This window comes from Nocardia vaccinii NBRC 15922 (assembly GCF_001613305.1).
Taxonomy (GTDB): Bacteria; Actinomycetota; Actinomycetes; order Mycobacteriales; family Mycobacteriaceae; genus Nocardia; species Nocardia vaccinii.
Map to the genome: position 1 here is coordinate 289,585 of NZ_BDCC01000007.1, position 23,841 is coordinate 313,425.

Annotated in this window: 20 protein-coding genes; 13 read left to right on the forward strand and 7 right to left on the reverse strand. The window is 67.5% G+C overall.

The features are described from left to right. Positions 1-65: 65 nt before the first annotated feature. Complete coding sequence (locus NV1_RS04015) at positions 66-1,199, reverse strand: DUF5685 family protein (RefSeq protein ID WP_067885537.1); 1,134 nt, start codon at positions 1,197-1,199, stop codon at positions 66-68. 552 nt (positions 1,200-1,751) lie between these two features. On the opposite strand from NV1_RS04015, the gene NV1_RS04020 reads away from it, so the two are divergent. The 3 genes from NV1_RS04020 (at position 1,752) to NV1_RS41815 (ending at position 7,080) form a co-directional block, all read left to right on the forward strand. After that, complete coding sequence (locus tag NV1_RS04020; RefSeq protein WP_067885830.1) at positions 1,752-2,867, forward strand: PLP-dependent cysteine synthase family protein; 1,116 nt, start codon at positions 1,752-1,754, stop codon at positions 2,865-2,867. 212 nt (positions 2,868-3,079) lie between these two features. Further along, complete coding sequence (gene leuA, locus NV1_RS04025) at positions 3,080-4,903, forward strand: 2-isopropylmalate synthase (protein WP_067885539.1); 1,824 nt, start codon at positions 3,080-3,082, stop codon at positions 4,901-4,903. 584 nt (positions 4,904-5,487) lie between these two features. Beyond that, complete coding sequence (locus tag NV1_RS41815; protein ID WP_084525079.1) at positions 5,488-7,080, forward strand: nucleotide-binding protein; 1,593 nt, start codon at positions 5,488-5,490, stop codon at positions 7,078-7,080. A gap of 485 nt (positions 7,081-7,565) precedes the next feature. Here NV1_RS41815 and NV1_RS04035 read toward each other — a convergent pair whose 3' ends face one another. Then, a complete protein-coding gene (locus NV1_RS04035) occupies positions 7,566-8,531 on the reverse strand; it encodes a LysR family transcriptional regulator (protein WP_067885832.1) in 966 nt (321 codons plus the stop codon). A 93-nt stretch (positions 8,532-8,624) separates the two neighbouring features. Between NV1_RS04035 and NV1_RS04040 the strand changes: the two genes are divergently transcribed. The 6 genes from NV1_RS04040 (at position 8,625) to NV1_RS04065 (ending at position 16,568) form a co-directional block, all read left to right on the forward strand. Continuing rightward, positions 8,625-9,644, forward strand: coding sequence for an EamA family transporter (locus NV1_RS04040; RefSeq protein WP_084525048.1), 1,020 nt, complete (start codon positions 8,625-8,627; stop codon positions 9,642-9,644). A 179-nt stretch (positions 9,645-9,823) separates the two neighbouring features. Continuing rightward, entirely contained in the window at positions 9,824-11,581 is a 1,758-nt protein-coding gene (locus tag NV1_RS04045) for a hydroxysqualene dehydroxylase (protein ID WP_067885541.1), read from the forward strand. A 419-nt stretch (positions 11,582-12,000) separates the two neighbouring features. Next, positions 12,001-13,221, forward strand: a complete 1,221-nt coding sequence (locus NV1_RS04050; protein ID WP_067885834.1) for a Mur ligase family protein — start codon at positions 12,001-12,003, stop codon at positions 13,219-13,221. Between the two features lie 49 nt (positions 13,222-13,270). Continuing rightward, a complete protein-coding gene (locus NV1_RS04055; protein WP_067885543.1) occupies positions 13,271-13,981 on the forward strand; it encodes a type 1 glutamine amidotransferase in 711 nt (236 codons plus the stop codon). Positions 13,982-14,113: 132 nt separating this feature from the next. Beyond that, positions 14,114-15,727: a GMC oxidoreductase gene (locus NV1_RS04060; RefSeq protein ID WP_444980808.1), complete on the forward strand. Its 1,614-nt coding sequence runs from the start codon at positions 14,114-14,116 to the stop codon at positions 15,725-15,727. A 61-nt stretch (positions 15,728-15,788) separates the two neighbouring features. Then, positions 15,789-16,568: a hypothetical protein gene (locus NV1_RS04065; RefSeq protein ID WP_067885547.1), complete on the forward strand. Its 780-nt coding sequence runs from the start codon at positions 15,789-15,791 to the stop codon at positions 16,566-16,568. A 71-nt stretch (positions 16,569-16,639) separates the two neighbouring features. Here NV1_RS04065 and NV1_RS04070 read toward each other — a convergent pair whose 3' ends face one another. The 4 genes from NV1_RS04070 to NV1_RS04085 form a co-directional block, all read right to left on the reverse strand. Beyond that, complete coding sequence (locus NV1_RS04070; protein ID WP_067885549.1) at positions 16,640-17,851, reverse strand: low temperature requirement protein A; 1,212 nt, start codon at positions 17,849-17,851, stop codon at positions 16,640-16,642. 61 nt (positions 17,852-17,912) lie between these two features. After that, positions 17,913-18,371: an SRPBCC family protein gene (locus tag NV1_RS04075; RefSeq protein ID WP_067885551.1), complete on the reverse strand. Its 459-nt coding sequence runs from the start codon at positions 18,369-18,371 to the stop codon at positions 17,913-17,915. Between the two features lie 203 nt (positions 18,372-18,574). Further along, positions 18,575-18,757, reverse strand: coding sequence for a DUF1918 domain-containing protein (locus NV1_RS04080; protein ID WP_067885553.1), 183 nt, complete (start codon positions 18,755-18,757; stop codon positions 18,575-18,577). A 116-nt stretch (positions 18,758-18,873) separates the two neighbouring features. Then, a complete protein-coding gene (locus NV1_RS04085; protein ID WP_067885555.1) occupies positions 18,874-19,350 on the reverse strand; it encodes a MarR family winged helix-turn-helix transcriptional regulator in 477 nt (158 codons plus the stop codon). Between the two features lie 138 nt (positions 19,351-19,488). On the opposite strand from NV1_RS04085, the gene NV1_RS04090 reads away from it, so the two are divergent. The 3 genes from NV1_RS04090 (at position 19,489) to NV1_RS04100 (ending at position 22,478) form a co-directional block, all read left to right on the forward strand. After that, a complete protein-coding gene (locus NV1_RS04090; RefSeq protein WP_067885557.1) occupies positions 19,489-19,968 on the forward strand; it encodes an SgcJ/EcaC family oxidoreductase in 480 nt (159 codons plus the stop codon). A gap of 68 nt (positions 19,969-20,036) precedes the next feature. Beyond that, positions 20,037-21,302 (forward strand): aspartate kinase, encoded by a 1,266-nt coding sequence (locus tag NV1_RS04095; RefSeq protein WP_067885559.1) that lies wholly within the window; start codon positions 20,037-20,039, stop codon positions 21,300-21,302. Positions 21,303-21,443: 141 nt separating this feature from the next. Continuing rightward, complete coding sequence (locus NV1_RS04100; protein ID WP_067885561.1) at positions 21,444-22,478, forward strand: aspartate-semialdehyde dehydrogenase; 1,035 nt, start codon at positions 21,444-21,446, stop codon at positions 22,476-22,478. A gap of 238 nt (positions 22,479-22,716) precedes the next feature. On the opposite strand, the gene NV1_RS04105 is transcribed toward NV1_RS04100, so the two are convergent. Further along, positions 22,717-23,307: a TetR/AcrR family transcriptional regulator gene (locus NV1_RS04105; protein ID WP_067885563.1), complete on the reverse strand. Its 591-nt coding sequence runs from the start codon at positions 23,305-23,307 to the stop codon at positions 22,717-22,719. 90 nt (positions 23,308-23,397) lie between these two features. On the opposite strand from NV1_RS04105, the gene NV1_RS04110 reads away from it, so the two are divergent. Next, the gene (locus tag NV1_RS04110; protein WP_067885565.1) at positions 23,398-23,817 is read left to right on the forward strand and encodes a nuclear transport factor 2 family protein; all 420 of its coding nucleotides are present in this window, start codon (positions 23,398-23,400) and stop codon (positions 23,815-23,817) included. Positions 23,818-23,841 lie beyond the last annotated feature (24 nt).

Here is a 23,841-nt window from a genome sequence, read left to right on the forward strand (position 1 = left end):
CCGTCTCGGCGCAAGTAGGTGCCGAAAGCATCCCTACGCGGCATATTTCAGCAACGCAAGGTATTTCAGCAGTCGCAGCAGGTGTCTCCGCAGCATTCGCACCCCTCGCAGGCGCAGCAGCAGTCCTCGCCGCAGCGGCAGCATTCACAGCAGGCGATACCCTCGCAGAAGGGCAGGCAGAAGCCGCTGCGGCGGCGGGGCGGGGGACCGTAGCCGTAGCCGGGCGGGGGATAGCCGCCGTAACCCTGTGGGGGATAACCATATCCAGGCGGGGGCGGTCCGTATCGACGCCAGCGCCGATTGACGACTTTGTGGTCGGTGCGGTGATCGACCCGGCAGCTCTCGTGGCCGGAATGTCCGAACGTACGGTGGATCGAGCGGCCCAATTCCTTGGTCAGCAGGCGGCGGACCAGACGACCGTCGGTGAATTCGACTTCGGCCAAGGCCAATTCGATGCCGAGCAGGGCGTCGGTGCACAGCCGGTGCGTTTCCTGTGCGGGAGTTCCCGTGATCGCCAAGGGATTCCACTTGCCGTGCGCGAGATCGTCGTGCAGATCCTCCACGGCGTCGACCAAATGCGCGACGCGACCGAACAACCGGCCCGCCTCGGTGAGCGCGGCCTCGTTACCGGGACGTCCGGCCAGCAGGGCGGTATGTCCGAACGCCGCGGCGGTGGCGGCCTCGGTCGGCTCGGTGAGCTCGAGCAGGGTGGTCCGCGGTCCGGCGGCCGATTCCACGGCGATCTGCCGATCCACCGCGTCCAGCAGGACCGCGGTGTCGAAGCCCAGGCCCGCACCGGTTTCCGCGCCTTGCCGCGCCCAGCGCTGGGCGATTCGCCGCGCCGCCGGGCGGATGCCCGCGGTCCCGGCGACGCCGTCACCGTCCTCGACGTGGTCGCGCACCTTGGCCGCGGCCAGCACCAGGGAGACGGTAGCGGCCAGCCGCACGCTGTCGCCGGTGGCCACATCCGCCGTGCGCATGGCGCGCAGCGGGCACGGCCCGGCCGATCGCCTGGTGGTGGCGGGCGCCTGGGCGTCGACCAGCGCGGAGATGATCAGGCCGTCGTAGTTGGTGGCCATGCGGGCGGCTTGGCCGTGGTCGTCGCGCAATGCCAGGCACAGGCCGCACAGCTGCGCCATCCACGCGGAACTCAACTCTTCGCCCAGCCGGTGTCTACACGGACGGATGATGCCGAACACGCCTCGACGGTAACCGAACCGGCCTCGGTGCGCGCCGGCGTTTCGCTGTGAATTCTATAAGGGCACTGAATTTTCGGCCTCCGCTTCGCTCCGGCGGGCCGCGGCCCCCCCAAGGGCCGATTCTTCCCTCCCTCCGCTCCCCCGCTTCGCTCCTCCGCTCCGGTCAGTCCAGAATCGACCCGGGCCGCGGCCTCGCAGCTGATGTCTCCGAGGGTCGACGGGCCCGGGTGGACCCGGTTGGTCTGCAAGACGCGGGTGAGGCGGGCGCATCGTGAGCCGGTGCTCCGGTGAGTCCGGAATCGACCCGGACGGCGGCCTCGAAGCTGATGTCTCCGAGGGTCGACGGGCCCGGGTGGACCCGGTTGGTCTGCAAGACGCGGGTGAGTCGGGCGCGCCGTGAGCCGGTGCTTCGGTGAGTCCGGAATCGACCCGGGCCGCGGCCTTCGGGGTTGGCATTTCTCGGGAGTGAGCGGACCCGGGTGGCGTTGGCCGGAGGCAGGGGCGGCGAGGGTTCGCTGTGTAATGTCGCAGGTACTCAGTCTGGAGGTGCTCATGACGAGGTCCGCGGAACCGGAAACGGTGGATATCAATCGGTACGACCCCGAACGCCGGCGCTGGTTGGCGGACGCGGTCGCGAAGGTGCGGGCCGATGCACGGCGTTCCTCCGATACGCATCTGCTGCGGGTGCCGCTGGCCGTGCTGCCGGGTGTGGACCTGTATCTGAAGGACGAGTCCACCCATCCGACCGGTTCGCTGAAACATCGGCTGGCGCGGTCGCTGTTCCTGCACGCGCTGTGCAGCGGTTGGATCCGTCCGGAGCTGCCGGTCATCGAGGCGTCGAGCGGTTCGACCGCGGTGTCCGAAGCGTACTTCGCGCGGTTGATCGGAGTGCCGTTCATCGCCGTGATGGCCCGCGGGACCAGCCGGGAAAAGGTTCGGCTGATCGAATTCTACGGTGGCACTTGTCATTTCGTCGACAGCGCGAATGCGGTCTACGAGGTGGCGGCGCGGCTGGCCCGAGAGAGCGGCGGGCACTACATGGACCAGTTCACCTATGCCGAGCGGGCTACCGACTGGCGCGGAAACAACAACATAGCCGAATCCATCTTCGATCAGATGGCTCAGGAACGCTTCCCGGATCCGGCCTGGGTGGTGGCGACCGCGGGCACCGGCGGCACCTCGGCGACGATCGCCCGCTACATCCGCTACACCGGCCGCTCGACCGGGCTGTGCGTGGCGGATCCGGACAATTCGGCGTTCTTCCCGGGCTGGCGCGACGACGACGCCGAGGTCACCACGGAGATCTGCTCGCGCATCGAGGGCATCGGGCGGCAGCGCGTGGAACCCAGTTTCGTCGCCTCGGCCATCGACCGGATGATCCACGTCCCCGACGCCGCCGCCATCGCCGCGATCCACGTGCTCGAGGGGGTGATCGGCCGGAAGGCGGGCGCATCCACCGGAACCGGCCTGTGGGCGGCGTTCCACATCATGTCCGAGATGGCGCGCGAGGGCCGGGAGGGCAGCGTCGTCGGACTGATCTGCGATCCCGGCGACCGCTACATCGACACGTATTACAACCCCGACTGGCTCGCCGCCCAGGATATCGATATCGACCCGTACCGGGCACGATTACAGGGGTTCCTGACCACGGGCGAATTGATCGCTTGAACAAGTCACCCGCTCGAGCGGCGCCGGCAGCGTGGCAGCCCCCCGACTCGCCGGAGCGAAGCGGAGGCTATTATTACATCATCATGCAGCGGGCACTCCTCCTCGGCCGCCGCGACGGGGTCTGATACGGACCGGCTCCCGTCGCGGGGTTCAGCTGTGCCGGTCGACCCATTTACCTGGGATACACCACCCCACACCTCTCGGAGAATTGCATGCCATCCGCTGACGCCTTCGTAACGCGCGCCATCACCGCGCCGTCCAAGCCCGCTCCCGCCGACCAGCCCGCGTGGAACGCGCAGAAGAACTCCTCGATGCCGACCTTCCGGTATCGGCCCTTCGCCGAGGAGGTCCCGGGCGGCAGCCCGGTCTCCGGCACTGCGCAGATTCCGTTCGACCGGACCTGGCCGAACAAGGTCATCGATCGTGCGCCCGGCTGGTGCGCGGTGGACCTGCGCGACGGCAACCAGGCACTCATCGATCCGATGAGCCCGGCCCGCAAGCGGCGCATGTTCGATCTGCTGGTGCGGATGGGTTACAAGGAGATCGAGGTCGGTTTCCCGTCGGCCAGCCAGACCGATTTCGACTTCGTCCGGGAGATCATCGAGGAGAACGCGATCCCCGACGACGTCACCATCCAGGTGCTGACCCAGTGTCGCGCCGAGTTGATCGAGCGCACCTTCGAGGCGTGCCGGGGCGCGGCCAACGTGATCGTGCACTTCTACAACTCGACGTCGATCCTGCAGCGCAAGGTGGTTTTCCGCGCCGACCGCGAGGCCGTGCGGAAGATCGCCACCGACGCGGCCACGCTGTGCAAGCGGATCGAGCAGAACTACCCGGACACCAACTGGCGGTACGAGTACAGCCCGGAGTCCTACACCGGCACCGAGCTGGAGTACGCCAAGCAGGTGTGCGACGCGGTCTCGGAGATCATCGCGCCGACCCCTGACAAGCCGCTGATCGTCAACCTGCCCGCGACCGTGGAGATGGCGACGCCGAACGTCTACGCCGACTCCATCGAGTGGATGAGCCGCAATCTGGCCCGCCGCGAGTCGATCGTGCTGTCCCTGCACCCGCACAACGACCGCGGCACCGGCGTCGCCGCCGCCGAGCTGGGTTATATGGCCGGCGCGGATCGCATCGAGGGCTGCCTGTTCGGCAACGGTGAACGCACCGGCAACGTCTGCCTGGTCACCCTGGGGATGAACATGTTCTCCCGCGGCGTCGACCCGCAGATCGACTTCTCCAGCATCGATGAGATCCGCCGCACCGTCGAGTACTGCAACCAGCTGCCGGTACACGAGCGTCATCCGTACGGCGGTGACCTGGTGTACACCGCGTTCTCCGGCAGCCACCAGGACGCGATCAACAAGGGTCTGGACGCGATGAAGGCCACCGCGGACGCCGCGGGCTCGGATGTCGCGGACATCACCTGGGAGGTCCCTTACCTGCCGATCGATCCCAAGGATGTCGGCCGCACCTACGAGGCCGTGATCCGGGTCAACTCGCAGTCCGGTAAGGGCGGCGTGGCCTACATCATGAAGACCGATCACGGTCTGGCCCTGCCGCGCCGGCTGCAGATCGAGTTCTCCCAGGCGATTCAGAAGATCACCGACGGTGAGGGCGGCGAGGTCAGCCCGAAGGAGATGTGGGACGTCTTCGCCGAGGAGTACCTGAACCCGATCCTGCCGCTGGAGCGGATGCGCCAGAAGGTCACCGCCGCCGAGACCGACAGCGGGACGGATGCCATTTCCGCGGTGGTCAAGGTGGACGGGGTCGAGCAGGAGATCACCGGTGCGGGCAACGGTCCGCTCGCGGCGTTCGTCGACGCGCTGGCCACGATCGGTTACGACGTGCGGGTGCTGGACTACTCCGAGCACGCCATGTCCTCCGGCGACGACGCGCAGGCCGCCGCGTATGTCGAATGCGCCGTCGGGGATTCGGTGAGCTGGGGTGTCGGCATTGCCACCTCCATCACCACCGCGTCGCTGCGTGCGGTCGTCTCCGCGGTGAACCGGTCGCACCGCGAGCGGAAGTAGATCGCACGGAACCGCGTGTCGGGCACCGCTTCCGGCGCGTCGCGGCAGTAGTCGTACGGGGAGTTGTCCACATGTGGACAACTCCCCGTCCCATGAGGCGCGCACCGCTCTGTGGCACTACGAGCATCCGCGCAGCGTGCTAGCGTTGAACAGCATCAGCGCCGAGCTCACTGCTCGAAAACTCCCGAGCAGATGGGGGATACGTGACGACCAACGACAACTCGAACTCACCGGCTTGGCTGCAAGGCCAAGGCACGGATACAGCCACCGAGCAGGACGACCCGAAATCGGCATCGGCGCACGAGGACGCGAGGGCGGACGAACCCGCCGTGAGCGCCGATACCGGATCCGAGCCGGGCGACCACGATTCGGCACCTGACCAGGAACCGGCATCGGGAATCTTCCCGCCGATGCCGGATTCCATGGATGAGCAACAGCCTTTCCCGCCGGGGCCGCAGCCCGGCCCGGAGGGGCAGTTCGCTCCCGCGCAGCACTTCGGCTCGGAGCCGCACCACTTCGCTCCCGGGCCGCCGTTCGGTCAGGAACAGCAGGGGCCGTTCGCGCCTCCGGGTGCGCCGCCGCAGATGGGCGGATTTCCCCCGCCGCAAATGCAATACGGCCCACCGGGAGCCGGGCAGTTCCCGCCGGAGCCCAATTTCGGCCCGCCCGGCAATTTCCCGGCACCCGAGCACGGCGGGCCTTTCGCGCCGCCCGGTGGCCCGGGGGAACCGACCTCGTTCGCACCGCCGAACTTCGCCGCGCCGCAACAACAGCCGTTCCCCGAGGCTCCGCCGCACAATTTCACCGAGCCGCCCGCCACGAATTACGGTGAGGCGCGCCAGGAGTCGCCGTACGGCGAGGTCCGTCAGGAAATCGGCAGCGACGGGCCGGTTCGCCGGACGTTCGACGAGGAGCAGCCGCCCGAGCAGTCCGCTGCCGGTCAGGAACCGCCGCAGTTCGCTCAGGAGCCGCACAGCTGGGCCCCGCCGCCACCGCCGCAGCCGCAGATGTATCAGCCGCCGCAGCCGCCGCCCGGTTGGCAGAGCGGTCCGCCCAGCCAGCCGAATCACCCTGTGCAGCAACAACCTCAGCCGCCGCAGCAGGGATTTCAGCCGCAGTACGGTCAGCTGGGTCCGGGCGGGCAGTCGGTCAACGATCTGAACCTGCTCAAGCGGGCCCGGCGCTCACCGCGTGGTGGTTGGCGCCGCGCGGTGCACAAGATCTCCGGCGGTGCGATCAATCCTGGTGAATCCTCGGCGGACGTCCTGCTCCGCGAGCTCACCGAACGAGTGAATCAGCCGGTGCGCGGCGACTACCGAATCGCCATCCTGTCGCTGAAGGGCGGCGTCGGCAAGACCACGACCACGGTCGGCCTCGGATCGACCTTCGCCTCGGTGCGTGGTGACCGCGTCATCGCCATCGACGCCAATCCGGATCTCGGCACGCTGGCCCACCGAGTGCCGCGCCAGACGCGATCCACGGTGCGCAACCTGCTCGAGGATCAGGGCATCAGCCGGTACTCGGATGTGCGGGCGCACACCTCCCAGGCGCCGAGCCGCCTGGAAGTGCTTGCCAGCGAACAGGATCCGGCCGTTTCGGAGGCGTTCAGCGAGGCGGACTACCGGCGTGCGATCAATATCCTGCAGCAGTTCTACAACATCATCCTGACCGACTGCGGTACCGGTCTGATGCACTCGGCGATGTCGGGTGTGCTGGATATGGCCAGCTCGCTGATCCTGGTGACCTCCCCGGCCATCGACGGTGCGCGCAGCGCCTCGGCCACGCTCGACTGGCTCGAGCACCACGGCTACAACAAGCTGGTGGAGCGAACGGTGGTGGTGGTCAACGCTTCTCGCCGCGGCGCCTCCACGGTCGACCTCGATCAGCTGCGCAAACTGTTCCTGGACCGCACCCGCGCGGTACAGGTGGTGCCGTTCGACGATCACCTCGCCGAGGGTGCGGAGATCGATCTGGAACTCGTCAGCAAACCGACCCGGATGGCACTGCTGGAACTGGCCGCCATGGTCGCCGACGATTTCGCGTACAACATCCCCACCCCCGCTTTCCAACCCGCTCAACACCAATACCCGGGACCGCAGAACCCCCCGTACCCCGGCCCCCAAACCGGTCAGTACGGCATCCCGGACCAGTACGGCCGCGACCAGTACGGCCGCTAGTTCTCCGTGGCTTCGCAGCTCACCCGTCCGGGTGAGCTGCGAAGCCGCATTGAGACAGTGCCTGCGCCGCAGTCTATTTCGGTGCGCGCGGTCTCGGGCCGGCACCGCGGGGCGCGCGTACCCGCGCGCTCCGGCAGAGCGCCCATTCTTCTTCTGAGCGTAATGACTCGCTATGCTGTGGTGCAGTCCTTTTCACGCCGCCGTGTTACGGCCTGCCGATGTATCGCGCTGATAATCCCTGTCGCGCAATTGATTTCGGTGTGGGCGGTGTCGAGCGAGCGCTCCTCCTCGGGCCAGGGGCAATCGCGTCGGGGATAGCGAGTCCGGGGCAGGCCGACCGATGCGGCGGTATACAGATGCAGGTCGGCGACTGGTGTGTGACCGGTGGCGCAACCCGATCCGCCGACGAGCAGCACTCGCACAACATCTGGCAGGCATGGGTTCCGATCGGAGTCGGGACGCTGGTCACGGGGGTGGTGTAGCGCTCAACGGGGTGCAGCGTCTTCGTCGACGTGCGGGGGGACCACAGGTCCGGGAGCCGGCCCGGGAGTGATCGCGGTGGAGGCTACCTCGCGGGCGGCGGTGCGGAAGGCGGCCAGGACGGTGGCTGTGGCGGGGCGGCGGACGGCGTGGGGGCGGGTGGTCAGGTCGTAGATGCGGCCGGCTCGGACGCCGGCGAGGCGTAGCACCGCAAGGCCCGGGTGGCGGACGGCGTGGCGGGGTATGAGCGCAATGCCGTGGCCTGCCGCGACGAGTTCCTCGATGACGCCGAAGTCGTTGAGCCGCTGAGCGATTCGTGGTTGTACGCCGGTGACGGTGGCGATCGTGCGCAGGACGTCGTCGACGGGGAAGCCGCCGCGCACGCTCAGCCAGGTCTCGTCGGCGAGTTCCTCGGCCGTGACGGACTCGCGACCGGCGAGGTCGTGTCCGAGGGTGACGGCGATATCGATCGGCTCGCGCATCAACGGCTCGGCATATACCCGTGCTCCGGAGATTGATGGTGCGTGCTCGTCTCGGTGGGTCAGCACCACGTCGTAGTCGGCGAGCAGGCGCGGGACCGCGGTCGGCGGCACATCCTCGTCGCTGGCGGCGATGTGCACGCCCGTCCCCGACAGCGCGGTGAGGATGCGCGACAGCAGCAGGGCTGCTCCGGACGGGAACATCGCCACTCGCACCCGGCCGTGTGCCGCGCCGCGGTACAGCGCCATCTCCGCGTCCGCGCGGTCCACGGCGGCCAATATCTCGTCGGCGCGCACGACGAGCGCATGTCCGGCATCGGTCAGCCGCACTCGGCGCCCGTCGGGTTCCAGCAGCGGCACACCGGCCTCCCGGGCGAGCACCTTCAACTGCTGCGATACCGCCGACGGCGTCATCGACAACGCCTCGGCCACGCTCGCGACCGTGCCGCGGTCGGCGAGCTCTCGCAGGATTCGCAGCCGATCGACGGACAGCGGCACGGAAGTGGACATAGTTAAGTTCTACTACAGCATTTATCCACAAAGATTCGATTGTCCTTATCTATTGCGGCATTCATCCTGGACGACGTGAGTTACCGTGATCGTCTGCTCGGCCTGGCCGTCGTGCTGTTGTGGGGGTTGAATTTCCTGGCGCTGCATATCGGGGTGGAGCATTTTCCGCCGCTGTTCTTCGCCGGGTTGCGGTTCGTCGTCATCGCCGTGCCGGTCGTCGTGCTGGTGCCGCGACCGCGGCTTCCGATCCGGTGGCTGTTGCTGTACGGGCTGGGTTTCGGAGTGGCGCAATTCGCCTTTCTGTTCGTCGCGATGCGAGCGGGGATGCCGACCGGGTTGGCTTCGCTGGTATTGCAGTCCTCGGCGCCGTTCACGGTTCTGCTGGGATCGCTGTTCCTCCGTGAAAGGCTCAGGGCCACACAGTTTCTCGGGCTGATTGCGGCGGTGCTCGGCATGGCGCTCATCGGTTGGGATCGGGCGCGTCACGCCGCGTTGCTGCCCGTTCTGCTGACGCTGGCCGGAGGTCTCGGGTGGGCGTTCGGCAATATCGGCTCGCGGCTGGCGGCCGCGGGTGCGGGGTCCGCGGAGAAGCCCGATCCGCTGCACTTGACCCTGTGGATGGCCGTGGTGCCACCGGTCCCGCTGTTCGCGCTGTCGCTTCTGGTCGAGGGACCGACCTCCGGCGCACATGCCCTGCGGGAATCGTTCTCGGCCACCGGTTGGCCCGCACTGGCCGCCCTCGCCTACACGGTGATCCTCGCGACGGTGCTCGGCTCGGGCCTGTGGACATACCTCATGAGCCGCTATCCCGCGGGCGCGGTCGCCCCGCTGTCCCTGATGGTTCCGGTGGTGGGCATCACCTCCTCGTGGATCTTCCTCGGCGAACGGCCGGCGGCGTTGTCCCTGGTCGGAGGTTTGATCGTGATCGTCGGCGCATTCGCGGCCACATCGAGCGGGCGGACGCGCTCCGCCGCCGCACCCGCAGTGGCGGATGGGAGAACTACGGGCGATGCTCCAGCGCTCCGCCGGGCCGGGGGCGCGGTGCCTGTTCCCGACGCCGTGCGCGCTGCCGGTCGGCTTGCCGAGCTCCGGTGATACGCGGGGCTGCCGGTCGATTACCGACTCGGTGATGTGCGGCCGCGAACGATGCGCGCACCGGAAACGCCCTGCACTGGGGCCGCGCTCTGATTCCTGCGCCGCCCGTGGTTGCCGCCTGCGCATGCACCGCCCGGTGCGACCGCTTACAGTGTTGCGCGGCGTGGAGGTCCGGAACGATGGTTGAGCAGTACGGGAAGATTTCGCGGAGAACGATTCTTCGCGGGACGGCCGTGGCGGGTGCGTTGACGGCGAGTGCGCTGAGTGCGCGAGCGGTGCCCGCGTCCGCGGCGACCGGGCGGCGGGTCGCGGTGTTCGGCGGCGGGGTGGCCGGTATGACGGCCGCGCACGAGCTGGCCGAGCGCGGCTTCGAGGTCACCGTGTACGAGCCGCGGGCGCTGGGCGGTAAGGCTCGCAGTATCGCGGTACCCGGCAGCGCGCGCGGCGGGCGCCCGGATCTACCCGGGGAGCACGGGTTCCGGTTCTTTCCCGGGTTCTATCACCACATTCCGGATACGATGCGGCGAATTCCGTTCCCGGGCAACGCGAACGGCGTCTGGGACAATTTGGTAGCGGCATCCGAGGCGCGTTTCTCGCGCAGCGGCGGGCCGGACACCATCGTGCCGATGGGACATGGGAAGGCGTGGTCGAATCCGGACGATTTCCGGCAGACCCTCTCCTCGGTGATCGCGACCTCGTCGAAGATGCCGATGGCCGACGCCGCGTATTTCGCCGAACGGCTGCTGGTCTTCATGACCAGCTGCGATGCCCGGCGCATGGGTCGGTGGGAGAATGTATCGTGGCGCGATTTCATCGGCGCGCAACAGCATTCGCCAGAATTTCGGGTGCTGATGTCCCGCACGCTGACCACGCTGCTCGTGGCCGCGAAGGACGATCGCGCCAGCACCCGCACGATCGGCTCGATGGGTGAGCAGTTCCTGGGCAATCCACTCCGGGTCGGCGACGACGGCCCGCTCGACCGGCTGCTGAACGGCCCGACCTCACAGGTCTGGATCGAGCCGTGGACACGGCGGCTGCGCGAACTCGGAGTCCGGTTCGTGACCGCGCGGCTGCGCCGGCTCGAGGTGCGCGATCGCCGGATCTCCGGTGCGCGGGTGGCCGATGCGGCGGGCCGGGAAAGTGCTGTCGCGGCAGACTATTTCGTCATGGCGGTGCCCGCCGAGGTGGCCCGGCAGCTGTGGACGCCCGATATCCTCGCGGTACAACCGGAGTTGGCGGCGATGAACCGGCTGGTGGTCGACTGGATGTCCGGCATCCAGTTCTATCTGCGACGTCCGACGGGGATTGCCCGTGGCCACGTCGCCTACGTCGACTCGCCGTGGTCGCTGACCTCCATCGCGCAGAACCAATTCTGGTCGCGCACACCGCTTTCCGGATTCGGCGACGGAACCGTCCAGGATTGTCTCTCGGTGGACGTGTCGAATTGGAATACGCCCGGCATCCTGTACGGCAAACCGGCCCGCGAGTGCACCCACGAGGAGATCGCCCGGGAGGTCTGGGCGCAGCTCCAGGCGCATCTGGGCGGTAAGACTGCCCTCCCCGATGCCGATCTGCATTCGTGGTTCCTGGACTCGGGCGTCACCTGGGACGCCGCGCGCCGGAGCAATTCGAATGCCGACCCGCTCCTGATCAATACCGTCGGCTCCTGGTCCGCCCGCCCGCAATCGCACGGCGCGTTGGAAAACCTCTTTCTCGCAGGTGATTACGTCCGTACCACGATCGACCTGGCCACCATGGAGGGCGCCTGCGAATCAGCCCGCCGGGCCGTGAACGCCCTGCTGGACACCGTCGGTTCGAACTCCCCGCGCTGCAACCTCTTTCCGCTCTACCGGGCCCCGCAACTGGACCCCTTCCGCCAGCTCGACGCCGCGCGCTACGCCGCCGGGCAACCGAATACCTTCGACACTCGGATCTGAGATCGAACGGCCCGCCGCCGACATCGGCCCGAGCTGTTGAGCGAAGCGAGTTTCGTGCTGGATGCCGTTGCGGCGTAGCCGGTTTCGGCCGCGCGGCCGGACAAAGCGAACGCTCGTCCCGGAGTTGCGTCGGATCACTGAAGTAGCCGCGGCTGAGCCCAGGGCCGGCAGACCCGCGGGCTACCCCATCCGTGACCGCGGGACACGTCCGGGTGAACGCTCGGGCCGGAATGCAGATGACTTTCCAGCGGTGGTCGAGGCTCCGGACCGGCGTACCTCCGGGGTCGTCCATGCGCGCTGGATCGTCCGGCAGGCGACGGCCGCGCCGGACTGTGATCCACATCGCTACGCGCGATGACGCTCCCGGAAAGTGCGACGAGCCCGCCTGGCAATAAACTCGCGGGGTGGCAGACATCTCGATGCGCGGCCGGGTCGCGTTGCGTGCGGCGGCGGCTGCGGCCTGGGCCTCGCAGCGGGCCGGGCGCGGTAAGGGGTCGATGATCGGCGGGTTGATCGCCCTGCGGATCGATCCGACGATCATGACGCAGCTGGGGCGCGGCCGGCGCACGGTGCTGGTGACCGGCACCAATGGCAAATCGACCACCACCCGGATGACCGCGGCGGCGCTGGGCGAGCTGGGACCGGTGGCCACGCAGGCCGACGGGGCGAATATGGACGCCGGCATCGTGGCCGCGCTCAATGCCCATCGGGACGCATCGGTCGCGGCCATCGAGGTGGACGAATTGCATCTGCCGCATGTCAGCGATGCGCTGAATCCGGCCGCGGTGGTGCTGTTGAATCTGAGCCGCGATCAGCTGGACCGGGTCGGCGAGATCAATATGATCGAGCGCAAGTTGCGCGCCGGTATGGCACGGCATCCCGACGCGGTCCTCATCGCCAACTGCGACGACGTGCTGATCACCTCGATCGCCTACGACCATCCGAATGTGGTGTGGGTGGCCGCGGGCAGCGGCTGGGCGGTGGATGCCACCAGTTGCCCGCGCAGTGGTGAGCCGATCGTGTGGGAGGGCGCGCACTGGCGCAGCACCGGCGCGGATTTCCGGCGTCCGGAGCCGGACTGGTGGGTGGACGAGGAACACCTGCACGGTCCCGAAGGCGTGAAAATCCCGCTGCACCTTGCCCTTCCGGGGCGCGCCAATCGCGGTAACGCCGCACAGGCGGTGGCCGCGGCGGTGGCGTTGGGCGTCGTGCCGGAGGCCGCGGCCGATGCCGCCGCGACGGTCCGCGAGATCGCGGGCCGCTATCGCACCGTGCGGGTCGGCGACCGTACCGCGCGTCTGCTGCTGGCCAAGAATCCGGCCGGCTGGCAGGAGGCGTTGTCCATGATCGACCCTGCCGCAACGGGTTTGGTGATCGCGGTGAACGGTCAGGTACCCGACGGCGAGGATCTTTCCTGGCTGTGGGATGTGCGATTCGAACATTTCGAGGGCACCCAGGTGGTGGCCGCGGGGGAGCGCGCCACCGATCTCGCGGTACGCCTGACCTATGCCGGAGTCGAGCACACCACGGTCTCGAATCCGTTGCGCGCCATTGCCTCCTGTCCGCCCGGACAGGTCGAGGTACTCGCCAACTACACCGCGTTCCGCGATCTGAATCGCGATCTGGAGGCCAGAGGATGAGGTGCGCGATTGTGACCGCGAACCGGGAACGGCTGGAGGGATTTCGCGCATGAGCGAGTCGACCGTACGGATCGGGCTGGTGCTGCCCGACGTGATGGGCACCTACGGTGACGGCGGCAACGCGGTCGTGCTGCGGCAGCGGCTGCGGATGCGCGGTTACGCCGCCGAGATCGTCGAGATCACCCTGAACGACCCGGTCCCGGACTCCCTGGACGTCTACCTGCTCGGCGGTGCGGAGGATTCGGCACAGCGACTGGCCACCCGCCATCTGCAGCGTTATCCGGGCATGCAGACCGCGGCCGAGCGCGGTACGCCGGTGCTGGCCATCTGCGCGGCCATTCAGGTGCTGGGCCACTGGTACGAAACCTCCGGCGGCGAACGCGTCGAGGGCGTCGGCATGTTCGACGTCACCACCGCACCCCGGGCCGAGCGCGCGATCGGCGAGGTGGCCACCATGCCGCTGATCCCCGGCCTGACCCAGCCGCTCACCGGATTCGAAAACCACCGTGGCGGAACCACTCTGGGCCCAGACGCCGCCGGGCTGGCCCGCGTCACCCGCGGCGTCGGCAACGGCGCGGGCGACGGTCTGGAGGGCGTCGTCCAGGGGTCGGTCCTCGGCACCTACATGCACGGGCCCGCGCTGGCCCGCAACCCCGAACTCGCCGATCACCTGCTGACCAAGGCGCTCGGCGTCGACTCCCTCGCGCCTCTGGACCTCCCCGAGGTCGACCAGCTCCGCCGAGAACGCCTGCGCGTCTAGGGGGATCGCGGCCGCCGGGCCTGGATTTTCAAGGCCGGGAGGCTCGTTCGGTTGAGGTGGCACCCTCGACCGGGTAATCTCGCGCGCGGCCATGCGTGATGAGGAGGTGGCCGGGTGCGTAGACGCGCGTTCGTGAAGGCTACGGGTGCAGCGGTCCTGCTGGGTGCGGCGGGCTCTGCCACCGCGGGCGTGAGTGGTTCTCCGCGCGCGTCGGCCGATCCGATCTGGAGCGATCTGTTCCGGCAGTGGGTCCCGGAAATCTTTGCGCCCCTTCCCGATCCGCCGGATCACACCGAGGCGATCATCGTCGGGTCCGGCTTCGGCGCCGCGATCACCGCGCTGCGGCTGGCCGAGGCCGGGGTCGCCAACACCGTGCTCGAGCGCGGGTCGCGCTGGCCCAACGATCCCCATCGGGAGATCTTCACCGGTGACGACCTGCCCGACGGGCGCGGCTTCTGGCATCGGACCGAATTCACCGGGGTCACCAAGGTGGCGATGAACTTCGCGAACTTCGGCGGCGTGCTGGACGTCACCCCCTTCGACGGCATCGATGTGTGGCGCGGTGCCGCGGTCGGCGGCGGTTCGGTGGTGTACACCGGCGCGATGATCGAGCCGGAGCGCCGCTTCTTCGACCAGATCTTCCGTGGCACAGTCGCTTTCGACGAGATGGATCGGGTCTACTATCCGCGGGTGCGGCAGATGCTGCGGCTGGACGCGATGCCCGCGGACATCTACAACTCCGCGCCGTTCACCCATTCGCGATGCTGGGATGCCCAGGCGCGCAAGGCCGGATACACCCCGCGGCGCAACGACTCGGTGTTCAACTGGGATGTTCTGCGCGCCGAATTGGCCGGGAGCTCGAAAGCTTCGGCCACGGCGGCCCGCAGCAATCTGGGCAACTCCAACGGTGCGAAGTTCGATCTCAACCAGAACTATCTGAAATATGCGCAGGCTTCCGGCAAGTCGAGGGTCTTCGCCGGGCACCGGGTCGAATCCATCGCCCAGGAATCCGGCGGCCGGTACGCGGTGACCGTGACCAAGATCGATCCGACCGGCGTGGTCCTGCGCCGGCGCACCCTCACCTGCAATCGGCTGTTTCTCGGCGCCGGATCGGTGGGCACCTCGGAACTGCTGGTGCGCGCCCAGGCCACCGGTGCACTGCCGCATCTGAACGAACACGTCGGCGACGGCTGGGGCACCAACGGCGATGTGGTGCTCGCCCGCGGCGAGAGTTCGCTGCGGGGGCTGGGGCAGGGTGTACCCAGCGCCAGCCGCATCTTCGACGAATCCGGTATGCCGCTGAGCCTGGAGAGCTGGTACATCCCGGGGATTCCGGTGGAGACCGGCGCACTGGCCTCCCTCGGCCTGGTCTTCGATCCGACCCGGGCCCGTTTCGGCTACGACAAGGCCCGCGACGCGGTCGGGCTGCGCTGGCCCAAGCAGGCGCAGGATCGGGTCACCGCGGCCTGCCGCGCGGTCGATCATCGCATCGCCGAACGCGGCGGCTCGCTGGTCGAGTACGGCGCCCTGGGCTACGACGCGAACGCCGTATTCACCGCGCATCCGCTCGGCGGCGCGGTGCTGGGCCGGGCCACCGACAACTACGGCCGGGTGATCGGGCATCCCGGCCTGTACGTCATGGACGGCGCGGCGGTGCCGGGCAGCACCGGCACGGTGAACCCGTCGCTGACCATCTCGGCACTGGCGGAACGCAATATCGAGAACATCATTCGCGCTGGTCACTGATACCCGCTGCGCCGACGGGTTAGTCTCGGCGGGATCATTTCGCCGCTAGAAGGGGTCCGTCGTGCCGAAGAACACCGTCGTCTCGGCGCAGGAATATCCGCGCAAACCACCGGTTCTGTGGACCGACTACCTGATGCTCGTCGTGGCGCTGTTCTCCGCGGCGCTGATCTTCTGGGTGGACATCCTGCCGGTACCGCATCCGGCGCTGCGGCCGATCGCCATCGTGGAGTACGCGACGTGCGCGATCTTCGCCCTGGAACTGCTGTGGCGCTGGCGGCGCGAGGACTGGTCCTGGAACTATCCGTTCCTCTACTGGTACGAGGTTCTGTGCCTGATCCCCGCGGCCGCCACGTATTTCGCCGATTCCCATGTGGTGCGGATCGTGGTTCTGCTGGTCCGGTTGCTGCGTGTGGCCGATCGCGCGCTCGGCGACCGGGTCACCGTGGCGATCGTGAACCGGGCGTTGAACGCGATCGTGGAGGCGATCAAACGTCCGGTGACGATGGCGGTGCTCGAGGAGGTCTCCGAGGTGCTGCGCGTCGGCCGGTACACCAGCAATATCGCCTCGGCCCTCGAAGAGAACCGTGCCGAACTGGACGAGATGATCCTGGAATTGATCGAGAAGGATCCGGCCCTGGGCCGGGTGCGCTATCTGCCCTTCCACGAGGACATCGTCCGCGGCATCGCCAGCACCAGTTTCCGTATCGTCTTCCAGGTGCTCGCCGATCCGCGCACCGACGAACTGGTGGGAGATGTGTTGCGCGAGAACGTACATCAGATGCGTCGCGCCGTCATGGAGGGAGTGCGCGTCGAGGAGGCAGTGGACCACAAGGCGCTGTAACCCGGACCTGCGCGCTGCGGCCTCCGGGGTTGGCGCGGGCGAGCCTGGGCGAGGTAGACGGGCCTGGGTGTTCAGTGCTCCACGCTGTGCCGGACCTGCTCGCGCGGCTCCGCGTAACGCACTGTCTCCCAGGCGATCAGCACACCCAGCACCGCGCACAGTACCGCGAGCGCTGCCATCGCGGGCACTATCGAGGCCAGCGGGATGAGCACCAGAACAACCACCGCCGCCACCAGCCGCGGCCACAGCACGACTCTCGTCGCGTAGTGCCGGAATCCGACCAGCGCGAGCAGATAGCCGGCGGCGCCGCCGTAGAGGGCGAACAGCGGAATCCCGTGCAGCGCATCGCGCAAGCTGTGTTCCTCGGCCCCGCCGACGTACTCGAGCACGTTCTTCAGACCCAGCGACATGGCGATGATCGCGACGACCATCGGGAAATGCCAATAGGTGTAACAGTTCCGGGCGATCTTGATCTGCCACTGTCCGGTCGCGCGGGCCAGATGTCCCTCCACCACGGCCGCGCCGACGTCGAAGTACGCCCACCACAGCAGGCCTGAAACAGCAAGTCCCAGAAGCGATCCCACTGTGATCGGCCAGGAGATCGGGAGTCCGGCCACGCCGAGGCCGATGGAAACGACCGATTCACCGAGCGCGATGATGACGATCAGGCCGTGCCGCTCGGCGAAATGCGAGGTCGAGTTGACCCGCCATTCGTTGCCGGAGAACAGCGTCCAGGCCATATCGCCGGCGACGGCCGCGACCCACAGCCACAGCTGGATGCTCCCGTGGTTGACCGCGGCGATGATCAGCAGTGTCGTACCGATCGTGATCGAACCCACCGCCCAGCGCGTCACCTGTGCGCGCAACTGCCGGTCCTGCGCACTGGCGCACCAGAACATCCACAGATGCACCAGCCGGATGAACAGATATGCCAGGGCGAAGACCAGCGGTCCATACCAGCCGCCGGGCATATCGTCGAATGCCTCGGGAATGGTGATGGCCACGATCAGCGCGGCGCCCATGGCCCCGAACATCGCGAGCCTCGCGATGCCCTCGTCGGCCTTCACGACGTTGCCGAGCCAGGCATAGGCGATCCACACCCACCACATGACCGCCAGAACGAGGAAGGCGCGCAGCATGTTCAGCGCGGTGGTCTCGTGTGCGGCCAGATCGTCCACCTGGGTGAAGGCGAATACCAGCACCAGATCGAAGAACAGCTCCAGCTGCGTCACCGAGGCCTGTTCGGTGACCGCCTCAATCCGGGATCGTTTGCCACGAATCATGAGCACTATCGTGACAGGTCACCGACCGCACCGCCCGGATCGTCCGGAGCGCGAGCGGAACTCAGCTCACCTCGTAGTTCTCCCCGAACTGGAACTTCTCGATGAATTCGATAAGGTTCTGGACCGCTTCCTCGTTGGCCTTGGCCATACTGCGCTTCATCAGGATGCCCGGAACCGGAATCGGCAGATAGACCTCGGAGTGGTACCAGACCTCGGTGCCCTCGGGGGACTGCTCGAGTTCGAACCAGCCCTTGCCGCCTCCGCCCGCGCCGCTCTCCACCACTCGCCAGGAGATGCGTTCGCCGGTGCAGTCGTACTCGAGTACTTGCCGATCGGAATTTCCCATCGGGCTCACCGTGGCGTACACGCGCTGGGGGCGTCCGTACGCGTCATGGGTTGCCACGCGCACATCCTTGTGCGAGGGGGACCAGTCGGGGATCCGCTCGACCGCGAGCAGTGCCTCCATCACTTGGTCGGGATCGACATCGACGATGAATCGGTGGTCGGTCTTCGTGCGCATAGCCTTGCCCTCCACCCCCCGGAAATACCTGACCGATTGTCTCCGTGGTCACATGCGGTCGTCAACCATGCCCGCTAGCTCTGGATTATGCAGACCGTCCAGTATGCACAACTGGCTATCGAGCCACCCGGAGCGTCCTGTGCTCCCGCCGACTCGATCGAGGGATGCGTCCCGGCGCCGCGGCGGCGGGCCGGGGACTGTGCTCAGTGGTGCTGAACGACCCAGTCGGGGCCGGGGAACACCAGGCTCTCGTGGCCGTCGTCGAATCGGACCATGTACGGCGGCGCGCCGTCGGCCCCGCGCACCTCGAGGATTTCGCCCATTCGATCCGGCATTCCGACCGTGTGGCTGTGCACAGATAATCGATCTCCGACATTTGCCTGCATGAGGTGAATTATCCGTCCGACGTGACGAACATCACAAGGGATACTAACGTTTCAGATTGCCCGGCCGCGTCGGATATAACACTCTCGGATATTTCTGACCTCCGCCCGGCTCGCGTCTAGTCCGCTTCGCGCAGCATGGCCGTCACGCGCAGGGACGTGTCGTGCAGCCGATTGAACAGGCCCAGTATCAATTCCAGTTGTTCGGCACTGTAATCGCCCATGACCCTGCCGAACTCGCGGGCCAGCGGCTCGTAGTGCCGGGCGATCTCGGCGGTGCGGCCCTCGGCCAGGGAGATGATCACCCGGCGACGATCGTCCTGGTCGTGTTCGCGGGTGACGAAGCCGCTCTTGATCAGCCGGTCGACCATCCGGGTGACCGCCCCGGTGGTCAGGCCCGTGCGGGCGGCCAGTTCGCCGGGGGTGGCCGGTCCGCCCAGGCGTAACAGGTTGAGGCAGCGCAGATCGGTGACGTGCAGTCCCAGCCGGTCGGCCACGGCCTGATGCATCATCACCGCGTCGGTGGCGTTGCGCTGCGCGGCGACCGTCAGCCGTCGCCCCAGGTCGGTGGATGCCGCGGTGGCACGTCGTGTCATCGGTGCTGTGTTCCCGTCTCTCGTCGGATCCGCTCGTTTCCCCGCTCTTGACAGCTTAACCTCACCAATTCATCATCTTACTCGTGCAACTTCTGTATTAAGAAGTTGCTGTCTCATTCAACTATCTGGGGAGCGTCGATGACCGCCGAAATCAATGCCGATGCCGAGACCGCTGTTCGTGCGCTGATCAGCCGTGCCGAGGAGGCCTGGGCGGCCGGCGACGCCCACGCCTATGCCGCCGTCTTCTCCCCCGACGCGGACTACGTGACGTTCATGGGCACCCATCACAAGGGGCGCGAGGCGATCGAGGCCTGTCACGTGCCGTTGTTCGAGAAGTACCGGAAGGGCTCGCGGATCGACGGCGAGATCACCCAGGTGCGATTGCTCACTCCCGATGTCGCCCTCGTGCACGGCAAGGGTGCGCTGGTGAAGGGTGTTCGGCGTCGCACCTCGCGTCGCACGAAGGTGCAGACCTGGGTTGCCGTGCGGCGCAACGGAGGATGGGAGATCGCCGCCTTTCACAACACGAAATATCATTGGATCACCGCGCCGCTGACCGCCCGTTTCGACGCTCGGATGGCCTCCTCTCCACTGCCCGGGTTCGAGGTGCGCCGTTAACTTCCGGCCGCGAGTCGGTACTCTGGGGTGCTGTTAACAGCTGGTAAGTCGATCTTGGAGGATCCCTCGTGGCTCTCGTCGTCCAGAAGTACGGAGGATCCTCGGTGGCCACCGCCGAGCGCATCCGGCGCGTCGCTGAGCGGATCGTCGAGACGAAGAAGCAGGGGCACGACGTCGTCGTGGTCTGCTCGGCGATGGGCGATACCACCGACGAGCTGATGGACCTGGCGCAGCAGGTCTCGCCCGCCGCGCCGGCGCGCGAGATGGACATGCTGCTGACCTCGGGTGAGCGCATCTCGAATGCTCTGGTGGCCATGGCGATTCATTCGCTGGGCGCCGAAGCGCGCTCGTTCACCGGCTCGCAGGCGGGCGTCATCACCACCGGTGCGCACGGTAAGGCGAAGATCATCGACGTGACCCCGTCGCGGCTGCGCGAGGCACTCGACGAGGGCACGATCGTGCTGGTCGCCGGATTCCAGGGCGTGTCCCAGGACAGCAAGGACGTGACCACGCTGGGGCGCGGCGGCTCGGACACCACCGCGGTCGCGCTGGCCGCGGCGCTCGAAGCCGATGTGTGCGAGATCTACACCGATGTGGACGGCGTATTCACCGCCGACCCGCGGATCGTCTCCGATGCGCAGCGCCTGGAACAGGTCTCCTACGAGGAGATGCTGGAGATGGCGGCCTGTGGTTCCAAAGTGCTGATGCTGCGTTGCGTGGAGTACGCGCGCAGTTACAACGTGCCCGTGCATGTGCGCTCGTCCTACACCGACAAGCCGGGTACCTACGTTTACGGATCGATGGAGGACATCCCCTTGGAGCAAGCAATCCTCACCGGCGTCGCGCACGACCGCAGCGAGGCCAAGGTGACCGTCGTCGCGATACCCGACGAACCGGGGTACGCCGCCAAGGTGTTCCGCGCGGTCGCCGATGCCGAGATCAACATCGATATGGTGCTGCAGAACGTCTCGAAGGTGGAGACCGGCAAGACCGACATCACCTTCACCATGCCTAAGACCGACAGCGCCCGCGCGGTGGAGATGCTGACGAATCGGCAGAGCGAGATCGGCTTCTCCCAGGTCCTGTTCGATGATCACATCGGCAAGGTGTCGCTGGTCGGCGCCGGTATGAAGAGCCATCCGGGCGTCACCGCGACGTTCTGTGAGGCGTTGGCCGACGCGGGGATCAACATCGATCTCATCTCCACCTCGGAGATCCGGATCTCGGTGCTGGTCCGGGACGACGAACTCGACCAGGCCGTGCAGGTGCTGCACCGGGCCTTCGATCTCGGTGGCGACGAGGTCGCGGTCGTACACGCGGGAACGGGGCGCTGACATGATCGGGTCGAGCCGCGGCGGGTCCGGAGGAGGCGGTTTGCGTAACCTCGCAGGACCCTCGCAAACCCCGCCATCGAGTAGAGCGGCGGCAGCGGAGCCCGGAGACGAGCGCGCGGCCATGTCGAAAGGGGCCTAGCCGTGGGTGTACGTGTGGGCGTGGTCGGCGCGACCGGACAGGTCGGCGCCGTCATGCGAAAACTGTTGCAGGAGCGGAACTTTCCCGCCGACGAGGTGCGCTTCTTCGCATCCTCGCGGTCGGCGGGCAAGACGCTGCCGTGGCGTGACGGCGAGATCGTGGTCGAGGACGCCGAGACCGCCGATCCCAGCGGCCTGGACATCGCGCTCTTCTCGGCCGGTGCCACGATGTCCCGGGTGCAGGCGCCGCGCTTCGCCGCGGCCGGGGTGACCGTCATCGACAACTCCTCCGCCTGGCGCAAGGACCCCGAGGTGCCGCTGGTGGTCAGCGAGGTCAACCCGGAGCAGACCCGCAATCTGGTCAAGGGCATCATCGCCAACCCGAACTGCACCACCATGGCCGCGATGCCGGTGCTCAAGCCGCTGCACGACGCCGCGGGCCTGCAACGCCTGATCGTGTCGACCTACCAGGCCGTCTCCGGCAGCGGGCTGGCCGGTGTGGACGAGTTGGCTTCGCAGGCACGCGCGGTGATCGACGACGCCGAGAAGCTGACCCACGACGGTTCGGCGGTCGAATTCCCCGCACCGAACAAGTACGTCGCGCCGATCGCCTTCAACGTGCTGCCGCTGGCCGGTTCACTGGTCGACGACGGCTCCGGGGAGACCGACGAGGATCAGAAACTGCGCAACGAGAGCCGCAAGATCCTCGGCATTCCCGAACTGCTGGTGAGCGGTACCTGCGTGCGCGTCCCGGTCTTCAGCGGTCATTCGCTGTCGATCAATGCCGAGTTCGCCCGGTCGCTCCCGGTCGAGGAGGCGCGCAAACTCCTGGCCGACGCCCCCGGCGTGAAGCTGGTCGAGGTGCCCACCCCGTTGCAGGCCGCCGGCATCGACGAATCCCTCGTCGGCCGCATCCGCCAGGACCCGGGCGTCCCGGACGGCCGCGGCCTGGCCCTGTTCGTCTCCGGCGACAACCTCCGAAAGGGCGCGGCCCTCAACACGATTCAGATCGCCGAGGTCCTGCTCGCCGACCGCTGAGTCGAGATACCTCCACGGTTCTGGTGCCATATCCGGTACCAGAACCATGGAGGTTGGCATGGCGCCAGCGATTACGGCGCCTGAAGCGCGGAAGAATCTATTTCCGCTGGTGAAACAGGTCAACGAGTCTCGCCGGATAACTCACTCGCCGGATAACTCAGGCGCATCGTCTCGTGTATCGGGTTGTGGGCGAGGAGCTTTGGATCGCCAAGGTCGGCACGCACTACGAATAATCGGCTCAGCGGGCGCGTAGGCCGTCGAAGAGGACGGCGAAGGTGCGGCGGCGTTGTTCGTCGTTCGCGCCGGTGGTGTGGGTGGCGAGGAAGCCGCCCTTGAGGATTCGCATGAGGTCGTCGATATCGATGTCGGCGCGGGTCGCGCCGGCGGCCTGGGCGCGGCGCAACAGGACGTCGATGGCGGCGAGCAGTTCGACTGTGGGGCCTGGGTTTTCGAGGCTTTCGTGGCCGCCGACCGCCTCGGCGAGATCGCGTTTGACCCCGCCCTCCACGACCATCAGGTCGAGGTAGTCGAAGAAGGCGCGGCCGGGATCCTCGGCGTCGGCCAGAGCGCGGGCCTGGGCGACCATCCGCTCGACGCGGTCCAGCATCGCCGCGTGGAACAGCGCCTCCTTGGTGGGGAAATGCCGATAGACCGTACCGGGACCGACCCCGGCGCGCCGGGCGATCTCGTCCAGCGGGACCGAGATGCCCTCGGCGGCGAAGGCCTCCTGGGCCGCGGCCAGCACGCGTTCACGGTTGCGGCGGGCGTCGGCGCGCAGTGCGCGGCCCGTCCCGGTGGTCGTGGCCGCCTTCGCCTGTGTTTCGGTCACGGCGTGAGTCTACCCGGAACGCCATTGACAAACGGGGCGTTCGTTCCGGATCATAAGCGGGGCATACGTTCCGATTTTTCAGGGGTAATCATGACAGCAGATCAGGAGCTCACACCACGCGCAGTGGTCGAGCAGTTGTTCCGCGGCCTCGGCACGCCCGACGCCGACGCGTTCGCCGACGCGATGGCGCCGGACGCGGTGTTCGAGATTCCGTGGACCCGTCCCGGCATGCCCGAGCGACTCGAAGGCAGGGAGGCGATCCGCGAACATCTCCTCCAGCGCTGGGCGGATGTGTCCCGCATCCAGGTGCACGGCATCTATCCGGAGATCTACCCGACCTCCGATCCCGAACTGTTCTTCGTGGAGAACGAGGTCGATATGACCCCGCCCGGCGGTGTGCGCTCACGCACTCGGACCTCGGTCAACACGGTTCGCGTCCGGGACGGGCAGATCGTGCTGTTCCGCGACTACATGGACACCGGCCGCCTGGCTGCCCTGGTCGAGCGGTGATCCGTGCCGCCCTGTCCGGTCGCG

Bases quoted from the DNA above. Each gene is read 5' to 3' on its own strand.
- NV1_RS04020 (WP_067885830.1), top strand. From the start codon at position 1,752: ATGACGAGGTCCGCGGAACCGGAAACGGTGGATATCAATCGGTACGAC.
- NV1_RS04075 (WP_067885551.1), bottom strand. From the start codon at position 18,371: ATGCGCACGAAGACCGACCACCGATTCATCGTCGATGTCGATCCCGAC.
- NV1_RS04090 (WP_067885557.1), top strand. From the start codon at position 19,489: ATGACCGCCGAAATCAATGCCGATGCCGAGACCGCTGTTCGTGCGCTG.
- NV1_RS04110 (WP_067885565.1), top strand. From the start codon at position 23,398: ATGACAGCAGATCAGGAGCTCACACCACGCGCAGTGGTCGAGCAGTTG.
- NV1_RS04070 (WP_067885549.1), bottom strand. From the start codon at position 17,851: ATGATTCGTGGCAAACGATCCCGGATTGAGGCGGTCACCGAACAGGCC.
- NV1_RS04085 (WP_067885555.1), bottom strand. From the start codon at position 19,350: ATGACACGACGTGCCACCGCGGCATCCACCGACCTGGGGCGACGGCTG.
- leuA (WP_067885539.1), top strand. From the start codon at position 3,080: ATGCCATCCGCTGACGCCTTCGTAACGCGCGCCATCACCGCGCCGTCC.
- NV1_RS04080 (WP_067885553.1), bottom strand. From the start codon at position 18,757: ATGCAGGCAAATGTCGGAGATCGATTATCTGTGCACAGCCACACGGTC.
- NV1_RS41815 (WP_084525079.1), top strand. From the start codon at position 5,488: ATGGGCGGATTTCCCCCGCCGCAAATGCAATACGGCCCACCGGGAGCC.
- NV1_RS04045 (WP_067885541.1), top strand. From the start codon at position 9,824: ATGGTTGAGCAGTACGGGAAGATTTCGCGGAGAACGATTCTTCGCGGG.
- NV1_RS04050 (WP_067885834.1), top strand. From the start codon at position 12,001: ATGCGCGGCCGGGTCGCGTTGCGTGCGGCGGCGGCTGCGGCCTGGGCC.
- NV1_RS04055 (WP_067885543.1), top strand. From the start codon at position 13,271: ATGAGCGAGTCGACCGTACGGATCGGGCTGGTGCTGCCCGACGTGATG.